The following is a 22,229-nucleotide window of genomic DNA, read 5'->3' as shown; positions in this document are numbered from 1 at the left end:
ACTCGGCGGACCGACGGTACCGGCGAGTGTGCCGGCAACCGCACAGCTCGATCAGCGACCGGCCCCGGTTCGCAGTCAGCGCCAATCGAGGCCCGCGACCACTAGGAGCGCCTCGTGTCCGTGTATCTGTATCGGTGGGGAAGGTTCGCCTTTCGGCACAAGTGGATCGTGCTCCCGGTCTGGCTGATCCTGTTCCTGATCATCGGCAGTCTCGGCACGCAGTTGAAGAAGCCGATGAACGACGACTTCACGATCCCGAATCTGCCGTCGGAACGCGCCACCGAGATCATGGACAAACACTTCCCGGGGATGTCGCAGGCGTTTAGTTTCGAGGCGGTCACCGGTACCTATGTCTTCGGGGCGGCACCGGGGCAGAAACTCACCGACGCATCCCAGCGCGCGGCCGTCGGTGGTGTGGTTTCGAAGCTGAACGATCTGAACATCGTCGATCACAAGACCCCGCTGGTGGATCCGATCACGGCCACCGAACAGATGGGCTGCTTCGCGACCGATCGCAGTTCGCCGGAATTCGTCTCGCGCTGCAGTGCCGCGCCGGTCAACGTGTTGAACAAGGAGAACCCCGATACCGTTGCGGTGCTGACCGTTCCGTTCACGATCCAGAAATTCACCGATATCACCGCCGCCGATCGCGCGGCCGCCTACGCGGTCGGTGACGAGGCGCGAGCCGCCGGACTTCAGGTTGAGATGAGCGGGTCGCTGGCGATGGAACAACAACAGCCCAGTGGTCGGGCCGAGATGATCGGCATGGCCGTGGCGCTGGTGGTGATGGTGGTGGCCTTCGGCGCGATCGTGGCGGCCTTCGTGCCGATCATCACCGCGATCGTCGGACTCGGACTGGCGACGTCGGTGATCTTCCTCGGCACATCGTTCATGTCGGTACCGAGTTTCACCACCTTCCTGGCCTCGATGATCGGCATCGCGCTCTCGATCGACTACGCGCTGTTCATCGTCTCGCGCTACAAACACGAACGCGCGGTGCAGAATTCGCCGGAGATTGCCGCGGGCACGGCCCTGGGGACGGCCGGTTCGGCGGTCGTGTTCGCGGGCGCGACGGTGATCATCGCGCTGGTCGCCCTGGCCATCGTCAACATCAGCTTCCTGACCTTCATGGGACTGGGCGGGGCGATCGCGGCGGCGTTCGCGGTGCTCACCGCGATCACCCTGATGCCGGCACTGCTCGGCGCCTTCGGCAAGTACCTGTTCGAGCCGAAGCTCCCGGCGATCGCGCAACACGATCCCGAGGACGATTCGGTGGTCACCAACGGTATGCGGGTGGCGCGGGTGATCGGGCGGATGCCGTGGCTGACGCTGGTCGCGAGCATCATCGTGCTGGGTCTGCTGGCCGCGCCCGCGCTGAGCTTGAATCTGGGCCTGCCCGGTGAGGACAGCCAGCCCAGGACCACCACCATTCGCAAGGCCTACGACCTGCGCACCGAGGGATTCGGGGCCGGCAGTAACGGCAAGCTGCAAGTCGTCGCCGATCTGTCACAGGTGCCCGCCGATCAGCGGCAGGCGGCGCTGACCGCGCTACACGACGAACTGGCCGCCTATCCGGGTATGGATTATGTGACCCGACCGCAGCTGAGCAGGGACGGCGGCGGCGCGTTGATGACCGCGGTACCCACCACCGGGCCCAACGATCAGGCCACCAAGGATCTGGTGCGCAACGCGCGCAATGCCGAAGCCGCACTGCACGACAGATACGGCATCGACTACGGAATCACCGGCACCACAGCCATTTACGCCGATGTCGACCATGCGCTGCTCAGTAAGATCCTGCCCTATCTGGCCATCGTGGCGGGTGCGGCATTCCTGTTGCTGATCGCGGTATTCCGTTCGGTGCTGGTACCTTTCACCGCCGCGCTGGGATTCCTGCTCTCCATGGCGGCGACCTTCGGCGCCACGGTGCTGATCTTCCAGAAGGGCGCGCTGGGTCTCATCTCCGAACCGCGGCCGATCGTGAGCTTCCTGCCGATCATGTTGATCGGCTTGGTCTTCGGCCTCGCCATGGACTACCAGGTCTTCCTCGTCACCCGCATGCGCGAGGAATACGTGCACGGGAAACCACCCACCGAGGCGATGATCTCCGGCTACCACCACGGCGCACGGGTGGTGACCTCGGCCGCCGTCATCATGATCTCGGTCTTCGGTTCGTTCCTGCTGGAATCGGATGCGACCGCCAAGTCGATGGGTTTCGCGCTCGCCGCGGGCGTCCTGTTCGACGCTTTCCTGGTGCGGATGGTTCTGATCCCGTCGCTGCTGGTGCTGATGGGTAAGGCGGCCTGGTGGATTCCGGGGTGGCTCAGCCGGATCGTGCCGGATATCGACGTGGAGGGTGCGCGGTTGCGCGCGCTCCACGTCGACAATCCGGACGAGCCCAGGAGTCCGGTGAAGGTCGGCTGAGCCGGCGCTGCCACCGGATGGTTCATCAGCCCAGCTGGGCGGCGACCTCGCCGGCGACCAATTCCACGTGGTCGAGGTCGGACAGGTCGAGCACCTGCAGGTAGAGGCGGGTAATGCCGGTGGTCTCGCGGTAGCGGCCGATCTTGTCGACCACCTCGGCCGGGGTGCCGGCCAGGCCGTTGGTGCGCAGTTCGTGCACCTCGCGGCCGATCGCCTCGGCGCGGCGGGCGATCTCGGCCTCGTCGCGGCCCACGCACAGCACCTGGGCGGCCGAGCGGACGATCTCACCGGGATCGCGGCCGATGTCGCGCGCGGCCGCGGCAACCCGATCGAATTGCGCCGCAGCCGTTTCCGCATCCGTGAACGGCAGATTGAACTCGTGCGCGTACCGCGCGGCCAGGGCCGGTGTGCGCTTCTTGCCCGCGCCACCGATGATCACGGGCGGGCCGGGCTGCTGCACCGGCTTGGGCAGTGCCGGACTGCCCTGCAGCACATAGTGTTTGCCGGTGAAATCGAAGGTCTCGCCCACCGGGGTCTGCCACAGGCCGGTGATGACGGCCAGTTGCTCGGCGTAGCGATCGAAGCGCTCGCCGAGCTCCGGCAGATCGATGCCGTAGGCGCGATGCTCGTCGGCGAACCACCCCGAACCGAGTCCGAGTTCGACCCGGCCACCCGACATCTGGTCGACCTGCGCGACCGAGATCGCCAGCACCGACGGATGCCGGAACGTCGCGGCGGTGACCAGTGTGCCCAGCCGGATCCGGGAGGTCTCGCGCGCGAGCCCGGCCAGGGTGATCCACGCGTCGGTGGGCCCGGGCAGGCCGGAGACCCCGCCCATCTTCAGATAGTGATCCGACCGGAAGAATGCGTCGAACCCCGCCTCCTCGGTCACCTTCGCAACCCGGAGCAGATCGTCGTAGGTAGCCCCTTGCTGGGGCTCGGTGAAGATTCGTAGTTCCACGAGCACCAACGTACCGGGCCGGCTGCGCCGGCCCGCGGAGCTGCCGAACCGCCCGGCGAGGGGACCGGACATGTCGTGGCACGGCCCTCTCGCGCGGCGGTCGGCCGCGCATGTCAGCCGGTGACGCCCAGGTCCGGCAACTGCGCGGCGGCGGTGACGGCCTCGGACAGCAGATCGGCGGTGGCCTCCAGTTGCGCGTGTTCGTGTTCGGAGGTCAGGAAGAAGCGCAGTCGTTCCTGACCCGCCGGTACCGCCGGAGACGAAATCGCGCCCGCGTAGACCCCGTTGCGCAGCAGTGTGGTGGCGACATAGCCGGCGCGCAGTTCACCGGGGACGATAACCGGGCAGATCGGGGTGCCTTCGGAGATGCCGAGGTCGATGCCGCGCTCGCCGAGCAGGGTGCGGAAGTGCTCGGCGTTGGACCACAGCCGACGCAGTCGCTGCGGTTCCGCCTCGAGGACGTCGAGTGCGGCCAGCGCGGCGCCGATGGTCGAGGGCGCCGGGCCGCCGGTCAGCATGGCCACACCCGGTGCGGCGGCCTTCATGGCGGCGATCAGGTCCGCGTCGGCGGCGATGAAACCGCCGCAGCTGCCCAATGCCTTCGACAGGGTGCCCATCCAGATGTCGACATCGTCGCCGGCCATGCCGTAGTGCTCGCGGATGCCCTGGCCCCGTTCGCCGAAGACGCCGAGCGAATGCGCCTCGTCGACCATGACCCCGCAGTCGAATTCTCTTGCGATGGCGGCTATTTCGCTCACCCGGCCGACCGTGCCGTCCATGCTGTAATGCCCTTCGACCACGACCAGCGCCCGATCGAAGTTCCCGCGCGACATGCGCAGCACCGAACGCAGCGACTCCGGATCGTTGTGGCGGAAGTTGAGCCGCCGCGCTCCCGACCACTGCACCCCGGACACCACGCTGCCGTGGATGAGCGAATCGCAGATCGCGACGTCGTCGGCGCCCAGCAGGAAGCCGATCACGCCGGCATTGGTGAGATAACCACTGGTGGTGACCATCGCGTCACCGACGTCGTACATCGCCGCCAGGCGCTGTTCGAGTTCGGCGTAGATCGGGATCTCCCCGGCGACGATGCGGCTGGCCGAGGCGGACGCGCCGTAGGTGTCCAGCGCGTCCTTGGCGGCCTGCACCACCTTCGGATGGTTGCCCAGGCCGAGATAGTTGTAGGCGCTGAAATTCACCAGATCCCGGCCCTGCCACCGGATGACGGTGTCGTTCGGGCTCTCCCGCACGAGGAACATCGGATTCGGCGTGCCGCTGTGCTCGTGCACCGCCGCGATCGCCGCGCGTTTCTGCACCATCGCCGCGACCTCGGGGTGGTCGGCGAATTGGCGTCCGGGGCCCCGGCGCGGGCGGGCCGGTTTGCTGTTGCCGCCGGTGAACGAACCGCGCGAGCTTCCGGACGTCGCAGGGATGGGTGTGGGCGCCGGAGAGGCACCAGATGCCGTGCTGGACAACAACTTCCGCGCCAGATCCCGCGCCGACTCACTCATCCCGCATCCTTTCCCGGCGCAGCAGGCAGCTGCGGCCCTCTCATCCCGCCGCCCCCTGCACGATCGCCTCGGCCACCCGCGCACCCGCCTGTTCGAGGCTGAACGAGCGGCCCATCTTCATCGACATCAGTTCCACGCCCAGCGACTTCGTCACCAGGGCGCCGAATTCGACCGCCATCAGCGAGTCCAATCCGAGTTCGGGCACCGGAACCGTCAGGTCGATCGAATCCGCCGAAACACCCATGACCTGCGCAAGTTGCTCGGCCAGCATGAAGGCGACCACCTCGTTGCGCTTACCCTCGTCGAGTTCGGCGAGCTGGACGCGCAGCCGCGCGGCGGCCGAATCGTCCTGTGCCGCAGCGGCGATCAGTTCCTCGGTGCGTCCGGTCTGGGCGAAGAACGGCGCGGTGGCGTTCACCTTGGCCCAGTCGACCGGAATGATCGAGACCTGCGTGACGCCCAATCGCAGCGCCTGCTCCAGATATTCGGTCCCCTCGTCCATGGTGATCGAATCGAAGCCGGTGTTGCGCAGATACCGCGCGATATGTTCGTCGTCGGCCATACCGCCGCCGGACATATGCCCCCAGCCGACGACCAGGGCGGTACCGCCCGCGCGGACCACCGTATCCCCGATGGCCTGGAGCGCGATATTGGCCGCGGTATAGGCATATTGGCCGACACCGCCGAACATCGCACTGCCGGAGGACCACAGCGCGAACTGATCCAGCCGAGCCCCGGCCGCCTGGATGCCGGCGACGAGTGCGCGCGCACCGTCGGCCTTCGCGCGGAACACCTTGGCCAGACTCTCGGCATCCATGACGGTGATGCGCTTGTCGTCGATGGCGCCGGCCGTGTGGAACACCCCGCGCAGCGGACGCTCGGGCCGGTGGGCGCGAGCGACGACCGCCGCGACGGCATCGGCATCGGTGATGTCGACCCGCTCGACGGTGACCTCGATGCCCTGCGCCTCCCAGGCCGCGAGCTGCGCGACGGCGGCCTCGGTGGTGGCACCGCCGCGGCCGAGCAGCGTCAGCCGGCGGGCGCCGTGGCCCACCAGCCACCGTCCGGTGGCCAGGCCGAAGGCGCCGAAACCACCGGTGATCAGGTATTGCGCCGCCGGGTCGATCTCGATGTCCGGTAGCTGCGGGCGGACCAGCGGTGCTTCCTCGGTCAGATCCAGCGCGACCCGGCCGATCCGGGTCGAGCGGGCCACCTCCTCGAAGGCCTGGGCCACCTCCGCCGTGCCGTACTTCTGGAACGGCAGCGGCCGATAGGTGCCGTCGTCGAAGCCGGCGTTGACCTTGCGGCCCAGCTCCATCACCTCGGTGTGCCGCAACCGCAGCATCCGGTCCAGATCGAAGGAGAAGTAGGAGACGTTCTTGTCGAACGCCGACAGATCCAGCATGCCGCCGGTGTAGATATCGGCCTTGCCGATCTCCACGATGCGGCCGAATTCGGCGATCACCGCGAAGTTCTGGCGCAGGATCTCACCGGGCGCCGAGCTGATGATCACGTCCACACCGCGTCCGCCGGTGAGGGCGAGCACCTCGTCGACGAAGTTCAGCGACCGCGAGCCGACCACGTGATCGGCGCCCTCGGCCAGGACATAGGCGCGTCGCTGTTCGCTGCTCGCGGTGCCGATCACGATGGCGCCGTGCAACTTCGCGATCTGCACCGCCGCGCTGCCGACACCGCCCGCCGCACCGTGCACCAGCACGGTCTCACCGGCACGGATCCGCGCCAGTTCGAGCAACGAATACTCGGCGGTGGTGAACGCGGTGACGCTGCTGCACCGGCCGGCATCGGTGTCGGGATGGACGTGGGTGAGCGAATCGGTCGAGGTGGTGTGATAGCGCGCGACCATGCCCTTGGAGGTCAGGCTCACCGAGTCGCCGACCGCGTAGTCGGTGACGCCGGGGCCGACCCGGACCACCTCGCCGCCGCCTTCCATCCCCGGCACCAAGCCGAAGAAGGTCTCCGACAGTTCGCGTTCGCCGAGGACGCCGATCACCTTCAGCGCGTCCTTGTAGTTGAGGCCCACCGCACGCATCCGGACCTCGACCTCACCCGGGCCGGGTTCGCGCCGATCACAGCGCCGCCAGCCCAACCGCGCGAAGGTGCGCGAACGAGGCAGTTCCAGTTCGAAATTCGCCTCGGGGTCGGTGAGCGGTTCGGCGATGTCGAGGGCGTCGAGCCGCTCCGGCAGCGTCCGGGTCACGACCGTGGTCCAGCGCAGGCCGTTGCGCAGGACGGCCTCGTCGACCAGGTCGTACTGGAAGCCGCCGGGGATCGCCAGTTCGGCGGACAGGTCCGCGACCGTTGTGTCGGCATCGATATCCACCAGTCGCCACCGCAGCCGGGACTGCTCGTTGAGCAGCACGCGACGAGCGCCGGCGATGGCCGCCTGGCTGGGGTCCGGTGCCGTCCCATCCGCGGGGTGGGCGTACGCGTGGGCGCTGACCACGGTCACGTACATAGATCCGTCGCCGGTCAGCGGGATTTCGATCTCGTGCTCGGTGACCCGTTCCTCGAGGTAACCGTCCAGCGTCACCGCGATCCGGCGCAGCGTCCACAGCGCCGCCACATCACCGTCGGGCGAATGTCCGGGGACCACGCATACGTGCAACCGTTGCACACCCTCGGTGCCGAAGATGTCGCGAAGCCGTTGTGCCAGTTCCGGTTCCAGCTCGGCGTCGCCGGGATCGAGGCGGAGGACTTCCGATCCGGCACCACCGGCGACGGCATCGCGCACCCGCTCGATCCGCGAGTCGATGTTCTCGCCGTAGCCGAGGACCAGGGTGTACAGGCCGTCGTTGCCGGGAAGCGCGGACGTGTCGACCGGATCGCGCAGCTCCCACCGTTCCTCGTAGAACATGTCGGTCATGCGCTGCAGCGGGCCGCGGCCGGGGGTCAGGGAACCGAATTCCATCCCCCTGATCTGCATGACCACGGTGCGCTCGGCATCGAGCAGATCGATATCGGCCAGCGGCCGGTCGCCCTCGGCGAACCGGGCCACGGCCGTGACCTCCTCCGGCAGGGGCGCGAGGCGGCGGACGGTGCGCACGCCGACCGGCACCATCGCGCCCTCCTGGGCACCACCGCGGCCGGCGAGCAGGGCGGCCACACTCTGCAGCGCCGCATCGACGATCGCGGGATGTGCGAGATACCTCTCGCCCTGGCCGATGGTGCCGTCGAGTCGCGCGACCACGGTGTCCGGCGAGATGCGGATCGAGGTGGCGCGCCGGAAGGCCGGCCCGTATTCCAATCCGCGCGCGGCCAATCCGGCATAGAACTCGGCGGGCTCGACCGCGAGCATCTGCTCGGTGTCGGGCACGTCCGCGGTGATCGGCGCGTAACTGCCTTCGACCAGGCGGCCCATCGCGTGGACGGTCCAGATGGTTCCGGCCGCGCCCCGGGAGCGGATGGTGAAGCGCCCGGTCGAATCCTCCACGTGGAGTTCGACGATCGGCGCCTCGCCCTCCTCGACGACCAGGGGCGCGACGAACCGCACGCCCTCCACGGCGACCTGATCCGATTCGGTGCGCACCGCGGCGGCGCTCAGCGCGGCGTCCAGATATCCCGCGCCCGGCAGGATCCGGGTGCCGCCCACGACGTGATCGGCCAGCCAGGGCAGCGCGGCGAGCGACAGTTCCACCCGCCAGGCGTTGGAGTCGTCGGGATTCTGATCACCGAGCATCGGATGCGCGTCGGGCGTGCCGTGCCGCAGCAGCCGGAATTCGGGCAGTTCGTTGCGCAGCCGGGTGCGCTGCCACGGATAGCGCGGCAGATCGATATGCGGCGTCGGGTCCGGCACACCCGCGAACAGCGCGTCGATGTCGAGAACTCCGGCCGCGTACAGACCGGACAGGGTCTCGCGCAGGCTGTCCGCGTCCTGCTGTTTGCGGTGCAGGGTGGCTACCGTCGTACCGGTTTCGCCTGCGCCGATGAGGATTTCGCGAATGTTGGCGCCGAGGACCGGATGCGGACCGACCTCGACGAACACCCGGTTGCCGGCCCGGACCAGCGCGGTGATGGCATCGGCGAACCGCACCGGTTGCCGGACGTTGGCACACCAGTACTCGGCATTCCAGTCGGCCGCGGTGACCTGTTCGCCGGTGACCGTGGAGTACAGCGGGATACGCGGTTCGGCGACGGTGAGTCCGGCCAGCACCGCGCGCAGTTCATCCAGGATCGGGTCCATCAGATGACTGTGGTACGGCACCTCGACCTGCAGTCGGCGCGCGAAAATACCGTCGGCGGTGAGCTTTTCGGCGATCTCGTCGAGACGGTCGACCGCACCGGCCAGCGTGACGGCCGAGGGTGAGTTGATCGCCGCGATATCGACCGAACCGTCGGCGGCGACGACCTCGCGAGCGGCATCGGCCGGCAATCCGATCGCCAGCATGCCACCCGTCCCCGCCGTCGTGGCCTGCAACCGGGCGCGGTGATAGCTGACCAGCAACGCGTCGTGGAGCGACAGCATTCCGGTCACATAGGCGGCCGATACCTCGCCGACGCTGTGGCCGACGACGACGGCGGGTTCGATTCCGTACTCCCGCAACGCCGCGTACAGCGCGACCTGCACCAGGAAGTTCGCCGGTTGCGCGATGGCGGTCGAGGTAACCCGCGACTGCTCCTCGGGCCGCAGCAACTCCTCGACGACGGACCAGCCGGCGATGTCGGTGAACACGGCATCGATGCGGCGCGCCTCGTCGGCGAACGGGCCTTCGGTGCCGAGCAGCTCGCGTGCCATGCCCCACCACTGCGGACCCATACCGGTGAAGACGTACACCGGCTCGGCGGTGCGCTTGGCGACGGTGCGACCGACCCGGCCCTCCCCACTCGCCAGATCCACCAAGCCGCGGACCAGTTCGGTGTCGTCGCCGAAGGTGATCGCGGCGCGATGGTTGTGGTGGTGGCGGCGCCGCCACGCGGCTTCGGCCAGCCGGCCGGGATCGGCGCCCTCGGCGATCAGTTCGGCGACGCCGCGAGCCAATTGCCGAACCGCGGCCTCGCTCCGCGCGGAGAGCGGCAGGACGCCGAAATGCTGTGGCGCCCGGTCGTTTTCGGAGCCACCCCGGTACTCCTGCAGAATCGCGTGCGCATTGGTGCCGCCGTATCCGAAACCGTTGACGGCCACCGTCATCCGCTCGACCTCGCCGCCCACCGGTTCGGCCTCGGTCTGCAGGCGGATTCCCAGTTCCTCGAACGGGATATCGGGATTCGGGGTGTCCAGCCAGCCCTGCGGCGCGATGGTGCGATGCGTGATGGCCAGCGCCGATTTGATGACGCTCGCGATACCCGAGGCCGCCTCGGTGTGCCCCAGCGTCGCCTTCACCGAGCCGACACCGACCGGACCGGGCCGCCCGGTGGCAGCGCCGTAGGCCCGGCCGATGGCTCGCAGTTCCAGCGGGTCGCCCACCGGCGTTCCGGTGCCGTGCGCCTCGACGTAGGTGATCTCGTGCGCCGGAATTCCGGAACGCTCGATCACGGTCTTGGCCAGTGCTTCCTGGGAATCCGCGTTCGGGACGGTGATGGCCGTGGTGCGGCCGTCCTGATTCGATCCGGTGGCCTTGACGACCGCGTAGATGCGGTCGCCGTCGCGTTCGGCATCGGCCAGCTTCTTCAGCACCACGATGCCGGCGCCCTCACCGCGGCCGTAACCGTCGGCGGCGGCGTCGAACGGTTTGCTGCGGCCGTCGGCGGCGAGGAATCCGCCCTTGCACATGGAGACGAACGGCTCCGGCTGCGCCATCACGGTCACACCGCCGGCGAGGGCGTATTCGCAGTCCCCGCTCTCGATGGCCTGGCAGGCCAGATGCAGCGCGACCAGCGACGAGGAACAGGCGGTGTCGACGGTGACCGCCGGACCGGTGAGGTTGAGCGCGTAGGCGATCCGGTTGGAGAGCATCGTGTACGACGCGCCGGCGGCGGTGTGCATGTCGACATGCGGCAGCGCCGGTCCGCCGACCGATACCGCCAGCTGATCGAGGGTGAAGGCGCCGATGTAGACGCCGAGCCCCGAGCCCGCGCTGCGTCCCGCGACGCCCGCGTCGTCGAGCGCCTCCCACACCACTTCCAGGACCAGTCGCTGCTGCGGGTCCATGGCGGCGGCCTCGCGCGGGGAGATGCCGAAGAAGTCGGGATCGAACTCCCACGGATCGCCGGTCATGAAGGCGGCGCGCTTGGTGTACATGCGCCCGGGGGTGCGGCGGTCGGCGTCGTAATAGCGCCGCCAGTCCCAGCGGTCGGCCGGGATCTCGGTGACCCCGTCCCGTTTGTTGATCACGAAGTCCCAGAAGGACTCCGGCGAATCGATGCCGCCGGCATACCGGCATCCGATTCCGACGATGGCAATGTCAGACACAGCGACTCCTCGGCCGACTCGGAAATACTTCTCGCTCCCCCGGAGCAGTTCGGGCGATCGGCCTGGTTCCGCGTTCGCCGGAAACCGGCGACCCCTCCGCGGCGGCCTTCGCCCCGCCGATCAGAGCGGACGCGGTCGGCGGATGATGATGTTCAATTCCGGCCCCGTCCGGCCCAGCCGGACGGACCCGGTGCGTTCGTTACCCAGGGCCTCGTAGTACCCGACGTTCTCGTCCTTGCAGATTCCGCACAGGAGTACGCGCTGCCGGTCGGCCTTGTCGGTGAACGACGCGTACAACGCCCGGCCGATGCCGCGGCGCTGCAGTTCCGGATCGGTGCCGAGGTAGACGTGGAAGAAGTGGGGTTCGGCCGGCGCCGCCCGATCCATGGTGCGATCGACCTCGGTTCCCCGTCCCACGGCGGTGCCCATTCCCGCGAGAAACAGCGGGCCGGCGAGGAGTTCGCGCAGTCCGCCGGGCCGGTAACCGTCCGGGTACCAGAGCAGGACGCCGACGATCCGGCCGTCCAGCTCCGCGACCTCGGCGCCGCCGGCCGGCAGGAAGCGATGCGTGATCATCGTCCGCAACATGCGCGGCGACCGACGGTGCCGGACAGCTTCGTCCGGAAAGACGTATTCCTCGATCGGATCGTCGTGGGCGAAGGCCGCGGCCAGTACCCGCACCATTCCGGTGATGTCGTCGCGCGTCGCGGTCCGCACGACCGGACTCTCCGGTTTGTTCAAAGCTGTTGTCCCTCACATGATCTGCACACTGCCCGACTACGTCGGCGGGACATCCGGCAAGCAACTGGACGCTAGATTACCTCAGCCCGCCACACTTCCTACTAGTCGGTAATGTGCAGTAGAACACGCGGGTACGACACGACGCTATGAACATCCACAGTCCTCGACACCGGGCTATCGCCGGGCGCCCGATGTGAAACACGTCCTTCCGCAAGGAAATACACGGCGGGGTCGGCAGCTCACACCGCGCGCGGTCACCGATCCCCGCGGGAAGCTCGGTCGCACAGCGATATACAGGCAAACCACCGCGGCGACCGCCCGCGCGACCGCACTCGCCTCGCGGTTTACCAATGGCGGTAAATCGGGACGTCCGCCCCCGCGACAATCTGGACAATCGGGATGACGGCGAGTTCGCCGTCACCGCTGCGAATCTGGGCCTCGACCGCGATCGCCGCGTGGAGGTCGAAAGGAACCGGAAACTTGAATACACGGATTCTGGCCGTCGGCATCGTTTCGGGCGCGGTGTGTGCCACGGTCGCCGCCATCGCTCCCCCGGCATCCGCTCAGCCGTTTCCCGCCGGGGTGTCGTGCTCGGAGACGACCTGCACCAACGACACGGACGACACCTACCTGATCGAGGCGTGGCAGCACTGCCGGGTCGTCGGCGGGACCGCGGAGACCGAAACCCCGTTCAACATGGTCGTGCGAGCGCACGAGACGGTGCCGGTGAAAGGTGTGGAGTGCCTGCCGCTGGTGATCGAGCGGCCCGACACCATCGGCGGCACGGACACCACGGTGCTGCGGACGGAGCCGACCCGGATCAGCTTCTTCAAGGCCGTCCACCACGATCCGGACGCGCCGAAGGTTCGTACCGGTTCGGCCGGATAAGCCGCAGCGGCGGGTGCCTACCGGTCGAATACGTCCGCTGCGGTTTGCGGTGTGCCGTGCGCGATCTCGTGGAACGCCGGCCGGAGTATGGCCGTGATCTGTTCGGAAGACGCGGTGTTCACACCATCCAGCCCGAGCAGGTGGCGCGCTATGACGGTGCCGAGCGTGATTGCGCCGATGAGCCCGGCGCGCAGGACCGCGTCATCGTCGACCATGTGGCCCGCGGCCTGATGCTGTCGCGCGGCCATGGCGGATCGGATGTCGTCGGCGGCCTGAGGATGTGTGAACATCGCTCGAATCGCGGCAAGGGCGTCCATGGGCTGCTGATCGAGTTTGTCCGCCAGCGCGGCGAGGAGTTGTTCTGCCGCCTCTTCGGGCGTGCCCGTCACCTCGGCGTCCGGCTCGATTCCCGCCACCTGGGCAAACAGCTCGGCTTTGGAACCGAAGTAGCGCATCACGAGTCCGGGATCGGTGTCTGCCGCAGTCGCGATCGCGCGGATGGTGGCCGCTTCGTAGCCCTCTTCGGAGAACAGCCTGCGCGCCGCCTGCAGGATGCGCGCCTGTGTGCTGTGGCGTTTCTCGGCACGATTAAGGGGTCGGGAACTCACTCGGTCAGTCTACGCTGTTGACCGAGTACCGAGACTCTCGCTACCCTCGGTCTACATTGTTGACCGAATCAGAGGTGATATGCCATGTGGCTCACGATCCTGCTTTCGATGCTGGCCGGCGTCATGGGTGCGAACGCGGTCCCCCATTTCGTCAAAGGCATGGTGGGGGAACAGTTTCCGAACGTGTGGGGCAATTCCGCACTGCGTAACGCGGTGGCCGGAACCTTCGGTCTCGCCATCGCGGTGGCGATCGGCTGTCTGGCCGACATGCCCGCCCACGTCGCCCCAGCCATCATCGGTGGGCTGGCCGGCGCTCTGCTCATGGCGGTGTTCCACGGGTGCGGTGGCGCCTTTCGCCTGAATACCGCTCTGGGCCTGGCGAATCCACCGCGGCACTCGGAGTCGGTCACACAGCACTGAACATGCTCACCGGCTGATTACTGCGCAACCCTCTGCGCCGACCGGGGGAACGGAACGCTTCACGCGTCCTACGCGAAGGCCGGGACTGGCAGAAGGCCAGCCCCGGCCTGGGCGCTGTGGCGGTGGCGGAGGGATTTGAACCCTCGGTGGGGGGTTACCCCACACACGCTTTCGAGGCGTGCTCCTTAGGCCGCTCGGACACGCCACCGCAGGTGACTTTACCGGACCGGCGGAGCGAAACCGAAATCGGGTGGTCAGGGGCGCTGAGTGCGGAAGAAGGCGTCCAGCACGGCCGCGCATTCGGCCTCCAGTACACCCCCGCGGACTTCGGGACGATGGTTGAGGCGACGGTCACGCACCACATCCCACAGCGAGCCGACCGCACCGGTCTTGGGTTCCCACGCGCCGAAGACCACGCGGCGAACCCGGGCCAAGACCAGGGCCCCGGCACACATCGTGCAGGGTTCCAACGTCACGGCCAGCGTTGTGCCCTCCAGCCGCCAACCGTCACCGTGGACCTGTGCCGCGCGGCGCAGCGCCAGGATCTCGGCATGCGCGGTCGGGTCGCCGAGCGCCTCTCGCGCATTGCCGGCACGAGCCAGCTCCCGACCGTCCGCGTCGAAGACGACCGCGCCGACCGGGACGTCCCGCGGATCGGTCTCCGCCGCCGCGGCGAGGGCGGCCCGGACGAGGTCCTCGTCTGCGCGCGGTGACGCCGGGCTCAACGGTGCAGCTTGTCCAGGACCGCGGAGAACTCGTCGGCGAAGCCCAGCCGCTGTGCGACCATGCCCAGCTGCTCGTCCGGATAGAGATCGGTTTCGGCGAGGATGACGCTGAGCACGGGCTCGGGCAGGCCGAGGTCCGCCAGCACACCCAGATCGCCTTCCTCCCACGGATCGATCTCGTCCAGTTCGTCCGGATCGATATCGGGGACTTCGACATTCAGCGCGTCGAGCACCTCGACGGCGATGTCGTAATCGATCGCGGCGGTGGCGTCCGAGATCAGCAACCGGCTACCGGTCGGCCCCGGCCGCAGGACGATGAAGAATTCGTCGTCGACGTCCAGCAGTCCGAACACCGCACCGGTACTGCGCAGCGCGCGCAGTTCGTTCTCGGCCGCGGACAGACTCGACAGTGCCGCGGCACTGAGCGGGCTGCAGCGCCACGTGCTGTCTTCGCGGACGACCGCCACGGCGAACCCTTCCACATCGTCGTAATCGTCCGACGCGGCCCTGTTCGTGCTCGAGCGCTGTGCCATGGCCGCAACGGTAGTCGGCTTCGGCGGAAATGTTGAAGTCGTATGCGAATCTGATCCGATGACGGGCGATCGGAATTCCTCGGTGTGCGTACTGGGTACGGGTTTGATCGGCGGTTCGCTGCTGCGCGCGGCGACCGCGGCCGGCTACCGGGCCTGGGGTTACAACCGGTCGGCCCCGGGTGCGCAGGCCGCCCGGGCCGACGGATTCGACGTCGAATCCGACATCGCGGCGGTGCTGTCCCGGGCCGCCGCCGACGATGCGCTGATCGTGCTGGCGGTGCCGATGCCGGCCATCGATACCGTTCTCGCGGATGTGAAGACATTCGCGCCCGACTGCACGCTCACCGATGTGGTGAGCGTGAAGGAACCGGTGCGCGTCGAGGTGCACCGGCAGGAACTGGGCGCGTACTACGTCGGCGGGCATCCGATGGCGGGGACGGCCGAATCCGGCTGGGCTGCATCGTCTCCCGACCTGTTTCGCGACGCGGCCTGGGCGGTCGGCGTGGATCCGGGCACCCGCGCCGAGCCGTGGAACCGGGTCGCGCGGCTGGCGCTGGACTGCGGTGCGATCGTGGTGCCGGTCCTGGCGGACGAACACGACCGTGCGGTGGCACGGATCTCGCATCTGCCGCACGTGCTGGCCGAGGCGCTGGCGGTCGCGGGGGCCGCGGGCGGCGATCTGGCACTGGGCCTGGCCGCCGGATCGTTTCGCGACGGCACCCGGGTCGCGGCGACCGCACCCGATCTGGTGCGCGCGATCTGCGAACCGAACGCGGCCGCGCTCACCGAGGCGATCGACGACGCGCTGCGGCTGCTCGCGGCCGCGCGCGACAGCCTGCGTGACGAGGGCACCCTCGGCGAACTGATCGACGCGGGCTACAGCGAACGCGACCGATACGACACCCTGCGCCGCTGGGACATCACCGATATCCGCCCGGGCGACCACGATTGGCTGGAACGGTTGCGCGATGCGGGACGGCAGGGCGGGGTGATCCGCTCGCTGGACTGAGCGACCGCACCGCGTCAGACCCGCTCGGCCAGGCCCGGATAGTCGAGGACGAATCCGTCGTCGTCGACGGTGACGGTCGCGCTCGACACCGGCGAGAGCACGTGGATCCCGTCGGCGCCGCTGCTGTAGGTGAGGATCGCCTCCTGCACGAGCAGATCCGGAACCCGCACGTAGACCACCGGAACCTGCACGTCCTCGGTGGCATGCGCCAGCCCGAAACGGCGAATCGGCAGGGTGTTGAAGAACGGGCTCAGCACCACGTCCACATCCAGCGCGCCGCCGAACATGGACCGCACGTGGGTGCCGCCGGCATCGACGAGCCAGTAGTTCTCCTCGTCCCGGGCGATCGAGGCATGGCGTTCGCCCGAGGCGACCGTACTGCGCAGCGACAGCCGCTTGGTGCGTCCCACCTCGTCGGTGACGAGGTCGTAGGACGCGCTGAACGCGGGATGTTCACCGCAGCCGCCGGCGATGATGCGCCCGGACGCGCGGATCCGGTTGCCGGTGAGGACCACGCGCACCGATTCCATCCGTGATCCGTCGTGCGCGCGCCAGGTGAGCACCGCCGGCCAGCGGGGCGCTGCGGCCTCGCTCGCCTGGGCGGTCTCGGAATTGCCCTGGGCTGGCTTACTCACCCCTCTACCGTATGTGACAACCGGGCTTGCGGTGTGGTCGCGGCACGCGAGTTGTTCACCTGCGCTACACCAGCGATTCGCGCCACGCGGTGTGCAGAGCGGCGAAACGTCCGGTCGATGCGATCAGATCCGCGGGCGTCCCGTCCTCGACGATGCGCCCGGAATCCATCACCAGCACCCGGTCGGCGATGGCGACGGTCGACAGGCGATGCGCGATGATCACCGCCGTGCGCCCGCGCAGCACGGTCTCGAGCGCCCGCTGTACCTGCCGCTCACCCGGGATGTCCAGGCTCGAGGTGGCCTCGTCCAGCACGATCACCGCGGGATCGGCCAGGAAGACGCGCGCGAAGGCGACGAGCTGGCGCTGGCCGGCCGACAATCGCCCGCCGCGCTTGCGCACATCGGTGTCGAATCCGTCCGGCAGCGACATCACGAAGTCGTACAACCCGACCGCGCGGGCCGCCGCGAACACTTCGGCATCGGTGGCCTCGGGTCTGCCGAGCCGGATGTTGTCGGCGACCGAACCGGAGAACAGGTACGACTCCTGCGTCACCATCGCGACCGCGCGGCGCAGATCCGCGTCGGCGATCGTGCGCAGATCGATACCGTCCAGCGACACCGTGCCCGACGAGGGATCGTAGAACCGCGCGATCAGCTTGGCCAGGGTCGACTTGCCGGCGCCGGTGGCCCCGACCAGCGCGACGATCTGGCCGGCCGCGACGGTGAGCGAGAAGCGTGGCAGCACCGACCGCACCGGCCGATCCGCGGTGCCGGACACGTCGTCCCGGCTCGGGTAGCCGAAGACGACATCGCTCAGGCGCAGTTCACCTCGCGCCCGCGCGAGTGGACGCGGGGCATCGGGTTCGGCCACGCTCGGCCGCTCCTCCAGCACGCCCGAGATCCGCTCCAGCGCGGCCGCCGCGGACTGATAGGAGTTGAACACCTGGGCCAATTCGTCCAAGGGGCCGTAGAACTGCCGCAGGTACAGCAGGAACGCCGCGAGCACACCGATTTCGGTGTGGCCGTGGATCACTCGCCACGCACCGACGACCAGGATGACGACGTTGGTCACATTGCTGATCAACCGCACCAGCCCGATGTAGGCCGCCATCCCGTGCAGCGCACTGATATTGGCCGAGCGGTACTCGGCATCGGAGTCGACCAGAATGGCCTCGTTGCGCTCCTCGCGCCGAAAGGCCTGCACCGCACGGATTCCGCCCATGGTCTCGACGAAATGCACGACCACCTTCGCGATCGCGCCTCGGGTGCGGCGGTAGCCGGCGCGCTGACGCCGCTGTGCCCAGCGGGTCACGAAGACCAGCGGGACGAAACCGAGCAGCACCACCGCGGCGAGCGGAATATCCAGCCACAGCAGAATTCCCGCGATCGTCACCACCGACAGCACGGCGCTCAGCGCGTCGTTGAGCGCGCGCTCGAGCAGATCCTCGAGCGATTCCAGATCGCTGGTGAGCCGCGCGACGATCTTGCCGGAGGTGTAGTTCTCGTGGAAATCGATCGAGAGCCGCTGCACGTGCGTGAAGATCCGCAGCCGCAGATCGAACAGCACCTGCTGGCTCAACCTGCCGGAGACGCGCAGGAACAGGAAGGTCGTCACGCCACCGAGCGCGGTGCAGCCGAGGATGCCGCCCACGGCCAGCACCAGCGGCAACCAGTCGCCGTCGAGCGCGCGTGCGACACCGGTGTCGACTCCGTGTGCGACGAACAGCGGCGTCGCCACCAGGGCCGCATTGTCGATCACGATCAACACCAGCGCGGCGGCCGCCCACCGGCGGTAGGGACGGATCAGCGACCACAGCAGGCGGCGCGACCGTGCCGCCAGGGCGAGGTTGACCGCCTCGGTCTGCTCCCCTTCCTCGGCGGCCACGCCCCGCCAGTCGGCCTCGGATTCGGCGTCGGTGCGGAGGGCCACGGCGCCGCCGGCCTCCTCGTAGGCCGCGGTTTCCGGGCGGCCGCTGCTCGTGCCCGCCCGGTCAGTGTTCGTGCGCGAAGCTGCGTCCTCGTTCGGGTTCTCCGGCATCGAGATCACCTCCCATCAATTCCCGGTAGCGCGAACAGGTTTCGAGCAGTCGTTCATGAGGTCCGTCGGCGATGATGCGGCCTCCGTCGAGGACCGCGACCCGATCCGCCCAGGCCGCGGTCGACGGGCGGTGGGCCACCAGCAGCACGGTGGCACCGGCCAGCGCCTCTCGCAGTCGCTTCTGGACCTGTTCTTCGGTGCTCACATCCAGAGCGGAGAGCGGGTCGTCCAGAACCACGACGTGCCCGCCGGCATGTTTCTGCCGGTCCAGGACGGCTCGCGCCAGCGCCAGCCGCTGCCGCTGACCGCCGGAAAGGCTCAGACCCTGTTCCCCGATCCGGGTGCGCAGACCCCACGGCAATTCGTCGACGAACTGCGCGGCGCAGGCCACATCCAGTGCGGCATGGATCCGGTCCTCGCCGGCGTCGGGGTAGCCGAGAGTGATGTTCTCGCGCACGCTGGCCGAGAACAGCACCGGATCCTCGAAGGCCACCGAGACCTGTGACCGCAGATCCGCCAGTCGTAGCGAGCGCACGTCGATACCGTCGATGGTCACCGCACCGGCCGCGACGTCGAACAGTCGCGGCACCAGGCCCAGCAACGCCGACTTACCGCTGCCGGTGGCGCCGACCACCGCGACGGTCTCCCCGGGACGCACGTGCAGCGAAATATCGTGCAGCAGATCACGGTCGGCGTCCGGGAAGCGGAAACGCACCCGCTCGAACCGCAATTCACCACGCAGCGGCTGCGGCGCGGGAACGGGATGCTCCGGGTCGGTGATCTCGACGGGGGTGTCGATCACCTCCCAGAACCGTTGCGCCGCGGTGCGGGCGTGGTTCATCTCGGCCAGCAGGAAGCCGAAGCCCATGATCGGCCACTGCAGATAGGTGGTCAGGGTGATGCCGGCGACCAGGGCGCCGACCGTCATCGCCTGTTCGGTGAGCAGATATCCGCCGATGGCGAGTGCGGCCGCGATACCCAACGCGGACAGCGTGTTCAGCGCGGTCCACAACCGCGCCGCCAACCGCACCTTGGCCAGCTCGAGGGTTCGCAGTTCGCGCGCCTCGGCCCGGAACCGGCGGCCGAACCACGGACCGCGGCCGAACGCCTTGAGGACGCGAATGCCCTGTGCGGATTCCTCGACCGTGGTGGCGAGATGGCCGGACTGGTCCTGCGCGCGACGGGAGGCGCGACCGTAGCCCTGTTCGAATTGCAGTGCGAGCAGGACGAGCGGAACCGCGATGAGCAGTTCGATCAACCCGATCTGCCAGCTCAAGACGAACAGCAGCGCCACACCCACGCCCAGCGTCGCACTCAGCGACAGCAGCGACGGCGCGACAAAGGCGAAGAAGCGCCGCAGGGTGGACATGTCGGTGATCGCCCGCGAGGTGAGCTGGCCGGACTCCATCCCGTCGTGCACGCCGACCGACAGCACCTGCAATCGCTGGAAAAGCTTGCCGCGCAACGACACCTCCAGCCGGCTCGCGGGCGCCGCGATAATCCACCGCCGCCACCACGAGGTGACCGTGCTGAGCACCGCCAGCCCCACCACCAGGCCGATCGGCACCCAGATGCCGCCGAAATCCCGCTGCGCGACCGGCCCGTCGACGATCCGCGCGGTGACGAACGGCAACGCGATATCGCACAGCATGCCGAGCCCCGACAGCACGGCGCTGCCGAACAGCGCCGCGCGATAGGGCCGGATCTCCGGCCACAGACGCCGCAATGAACCCGCACCCGTCACTCGGGTGGTGTGATTTTCGTCGACCGTTCCGGTTCTGTCGTCCTCCGAATCGGATACGGTCTCCGTCGTAGCGACGGACACAACAATCCCCCTTCGCCAGGTCGTCTTTCGCCGAATCGCTCACTACCGCACCGCCCCGGCCCCCGACCGAGCGCCCGTACGACCTTCCAGATTGCCAGCGCCGCCCCCGCCCGCCAACCGATTTTCGGTCGCTGGGCCGCCCGACCTCTCCGAACCGCACAGCTGGGAACCGGCATGCTGGGCTCGCCCGCTCCGCCTCTCATTTCCCCACGGGCCCGTGCACATCCGAAGAACACCACCCACTGATTGCTGACGCCCTCGACCTGCTCGAGTAACCTCCACACCCGGGCCCTTCGCGACCGCGCCGGTGCCCGACGGGGATTCGGGCGAAAGGACCACCGGCTGTGAACAACACGCGGATGGTCGGGTTGTTCGCCGGGATCGGGGGTTTGGAGCTCGGGCTCAGCGCCCACGGTTGGCGTACCGAGCTGCTCTGCGAGATCGACCCGGGCGCACGCGCGGTCCTCTCCGCCCGCTTCCCCGATGTCGAGACCCACGCCGATGTGACCCGCCTGCGCGGGCTGCCCGCCGGGACGGAGCTGGTCGCCGCCGGATTTCCCTGTCAGGACCTGTCGCAGGCGGGACGGACGGCGGGCATCACCGGCGAGCGCTCGGGTCTGGTCGACGAGGTGTTCCGGCTGGTCCGGCGCAAACGCGGCCCGCGCTGGCTGCTGATCGAGAACGTCCCGTTCATGTTGCAGCTGGGGCGTGGACAGGCGATGCGGCACATCACGGCCGCGTTGGAGGAGCTGGGCTACACCTGGGCCTACCGGGTGGTCGACGCACGCGCCTTCGGGCTGCCACAGCGGCGGCAGCGGGTGCTGATGCTGGCGTCGCGGTCGGAGGATCCGCGGCCGGTGCTGTTCGGAACCGATGCGGGGCCACGCACGATCGGCGATCCGGAGGTGGATCCGTGCGGCTTCTACTGGACCGAGGGGGTGCGCGGGCTGGGCTGGGCGGTGAACGCGGTGCCGACGCTGAAAGGCGGGTCCGGGCTCGGGATCGCCAGTCCGCCCGCGGTCCGGTTGCCGGCCGGTGAGATCGTCACTCCGGGAATCACCGATGCCGAACGGCTGCAAGGGTTTTCCCACGATTGGACCGCGCCCGCACTCTCCGCCGCCGGGGTCCGCCCCGGACATCGGTGGAAGCTGGTCGGCAACGCGGTGAGTGTGCGAATGGCGTCGTGGATCGGCTCCCGCTTGGCGTCTCCCTCCGACGGCGTGGCCGCGGAGTACGCGCCGCTGACCGCGCATCGCTGGCCGACGGCGGCCTGGGGTCATGCCGGCACGGCCTATCGGGTCCCGGTCTCGACGTGGCCGGTGCACGAGCCGTACGAGGACCTGCGCTGGTTCCTCGACGACGCCCGCTTGCTGTCGGCCCGCGCGACCGCCGGTTTCCTGCGCCGCGCCGCCCGCGGCACGCTGCGCTTCCCGCCCGGTTTCCTCGCCGATGTGGAGAACCACCTGATCCGCATGGGAGGCCTGCCACAGGAGGCGGCGTGAGTGATAATGCGCAGCCCACTCGCGCGGCCGACCGGGCGCGGG

General features: G+C 68.7%; 15 protein-coding genes and 1 tRNA gene. 5 read left to right on the top strand and 11 right to left on the bottom strand.

Going from position 1 to position 22,229, the window contains the following annotated elements:
* Positions 1-114 precede the first annotated feature (114 nt).
* Positions 115-2,424, top strand: coding sequence for an MMPL family transporter (locus NN2_RS05150; RefSeq protein WP_063010872.1), 2,310 nt, complete (start codon positions 115-117; stop codon positions 2,422-2,424).
* A 25-nt stretch (positions 2,425-2,449) separates the two neighbouring features.
* Here the strand turns inward: NN2_RS05150 and NN2_RS05145 are convergent, their stop codons facing one another.
* From NN2_RS05145 to NN2_RS05130, 4 genes are all read right to left on the bottom strand, one after another.
* Positions 2,450-3,385: an LLM class F420-dependent oxidoreductase gene (locus NN2_RS05145; protein ID WP_063010939.1), complete on the bottom strand. Its 936-nt coding sequence runs from the start codon at positions 3,383-3,385 to the stop codon at positions 2,450-2,452.
* 113 nt (positions 3,386-3,498) lie between these two features.
* Positions 3,499-4,896 (bottom strand): aminotransferase class I/II-fold pyridoxal phosphate-dependent enzyme, encoded by a 1,398-nt coding sequence (locus tag NN2_RS05140; protein ID WP_063010871.1) that lies wholly within the window; start codon positions 4,894-4,896, stop codon positions 3,499-3,501.
* Between the two features lie 40 nt (positions 4,897-4,936).
* Positions 4,937-11,263 (bottom strand): type I polyketide synthase, encoded by a 6,327-nt coding sequence (locus NN2_RS05135; protein ID WP_063010869.1) that lies wholly within the window; start codon positions 11,261-11,263, stop codon positions 4,937-4,939.
* A gap of 120 nt (positions 11,264-11,383) precedes the next feature.
* Complete coding sequence (locus NN2_RS05130; protein WP_245658563.1) at positions 11,384-11,980, bottom strand: GNAT family N-acetyltransferase; 597 nt, start codon at positions 11,978-11,980, stop codon at positions 11,384-11,386.
* 504 nt (positions 11,981-12,484) lie between these two features.
* Between NN2_RS05130 and NN2_RS05120 the strand changes: the two genes are divergently transcribed.
* Positions 12,485-12,892 carry a hypothetical protein gene (locus NN2_RS05120; protein WP_156511220.1) on the top strand — a complete coding sequence of 136 codons (408 nt, stop codon included), beginning with the start codon at positions 12,485-12,487 and terminating at the stop codon, positions 12,890-12,892.
* Positions 12,893-12,909: 17 nt separating this feature from the next.
* On the opposite strand, the gene NN2_RS05115 is transcribed toward NN2_RS05120, so the two are convergent.
* Positions 12,910-13,500 carry a TetR/AcrR family transcriptional regulator gene (locus NN2_RS05115; protein WP_063010861.1) on the bottom strand — a complete coding sequence of 197 codons (591 nt, stop codon included), beginning with the start codon at positions 13,498-13,500 and terminating at the stop codon, positions 12,910-12,912.
* Between the two features lie 84 nt (positions 13,501-13,584).
* Here NN2_RS05115 and NN2_RS05110 point away from each other — a divergent pair, with 84 nt between their 5' ends.
* A complete protein-coding gene (locus NN2_RS05110; protein WP_063010859.1) occupies positions 13,585-13,920 on the top strand; it encodes a hypothetical protein in 336 nt (111 codons plus the stop codon).
* Between the two features lie 117 nt (positions 13,921-14,037).
* Here the strand turns inward: NN2_RS05110 and NN2_RS05105 are convergent.
* The 3 genes from NN2_RS05105 to NN2_RS05095 all read right to left on the bottom strand — a co-directional run bounded on the left by NN2_RS05105 (position 14,038) and on the right by NN2_RS05095 (position 15,178).
* Positions 14,038-14,128, bottom strand: a tRNA-Ser gene (locus NN2_RS05105).
* Between the two features lie 46 nt (positions 14,129-14,174).
* Positions 14,175-14,645 carry a nucleoside deaminase gene (locus NN2_RS05100; RefSeq protein WP_063010857.1) on the bottom strand — a complete coding sequence of 157 codons (471 nt, stop codon included), beginning with the start codon at positions 14,643-14,645 and terminating at the stop codon, positions 14,175-14,177.
* A complete protein-coding gene (locus NN2_RS05095) occupies positions 14,642-15,178 on the bottom strand; it encodes a tRNA adenosine deaminase-associated protein (protein ID WP_030516861.1) in 537 nt (178 codons plus the stop codon). Before NN2_RS05095 ends, NN2_RS05100 begins: the two co-directional genes overlap by 4 nt.
* A 58-nt stretch (positions 15,179-15,236) precedes the next feature.
* Here NN2_RS05095 and NN2_RS05090 point away from each other — a divergent pair, with 58 nt between their 5' ends.
* Entirely contained in the window at positions 15,237-16,187 is a 951-nt protein-coding gene (locus tag NN2_RS05090) for a prephenate dehydrogenase (protein WP_063010855.1), read from the top strand.
* A gap of 14 nt (positions 16,188-16,201) precedes the next feature.
* Here NN2_RS05090 and NN2_RS05085 read toward each other — a convergent pair whose 3' ends face one another.
* The 3 genes from NN2_RS05085 to NN2_RS05075 all read right to left on the bottom strand — a co-directional run bounded on the left by NN2_RS05085 (position 16,202) and on the right by NN2_RS05075 (position 20,685).
* Positions 16,202-16,822, bottom strand: coding sequence for a putative glycolipid-binding domain-containing protein (locus NN2_RS05085; protein ID WP_030516859.1), 621 nt, complete (start codon positions 16,820-16,822; stop codon positions 16,202-16,204).
* A 64-nt stretch (positions 16,823-16,886) separates the two neighbouring features.
* Positions 16,887-18,860: an ABC transporter ATP-binding protein gene (locus NN2_RS05080; protein WP_082856751.1), complete on the bottom strand. Its 1,974-nt coding sequence runs from the start codon at positions 18,858-18,860 to the stop codon at positions 16,887-16,889.
* Entirely contained in the window at positions 18,814-20,685 is a 1,872-nt protein-coding gene (locus NN2_RS05075) for an ABC transporter ATP-binding protein (protein WP_082856749.1), read from the bottom strand. Before NN2_RS05075 ends, NN2_RS05080 begins: the two co-directional genes overlap by 47 nt.
* A 359-nt stretch (positions 20,686-21,044) precedes the next feature.
* Here NN2_RS05075 and NN2_RS05070 point away from each other — a divergent pair, with 359 nt between their 5' ends.
* Complete coding sequence (locus NN2_RS05070) at positions 21,045-22,187, top strand: DNA cytosine methyltransferase (protein WP_063010933.1); 1,143 nt, start codon at positions 21,045-21,047, stop codon at positions 22,185-22,187.
* Positions 22,188-22,229: the final 42 nt, after the last annotated feature.

The sequence above is a fragment of the Nocardia nova NBRC 15556 genome (assembly GCF_001613005.1).
GTDB lineage: Bacteria > Actinomycetota > Actinomycetes > Mycobacteriales > Mycobacteriaceae > Nocardia > Nocardia nova.
This window is presented reverse-complemented; position numbering and strand designations above follow the sequence as displayed.

Excerpts from the sequence above, each read along its gene's own strand:
- NN2_RS05080 (WP_082856751.1), bottom strand. The coding sequence starts at position 18,860 with ATGCCGGAGAACCCGAACGAGGACGCAGCTTCGCGCACGAACACTGAC.
- NN2_RS05140 (WP_063010871.1), bottom strand. The coding sequence starts at position 4,896 with ATGAGTGAGTCGGCGCGGGATCTGGCGCGGAAGTTGTTGTCCAGCACG.
- NN2_RS05070 (WP_063010933.1), top strand. The coding sequence starts at position 21,045 with ATGGTCGGGTTGTTCGCCGGGATCGGGGGTTTGGAGCTCGGGCTCAGC.
- NN2_RS05110 (WP_063010859.1), top strand. The coding sequence starts at position 13,585 with ATGTGGCTCACGATCCTGCTTTCGATGCTGGCCGGCGTCATGGGTGCG.
- NN2_RS05095 (WP_030516861.1), bottom strand. The coding sequence starts at position 15,178 with ATGGCACAGCGCTCGAGCACGAACAGGGCCGCGTCGGACGATTACGAC.
- NN2_RS05090 (WP_063010855.1), top strand. The coding sequence starts at position 15,237 with ATGACGGGCGATCGGAATTCCTCGGTGTGCGTACTGGGTACGGGTTTG.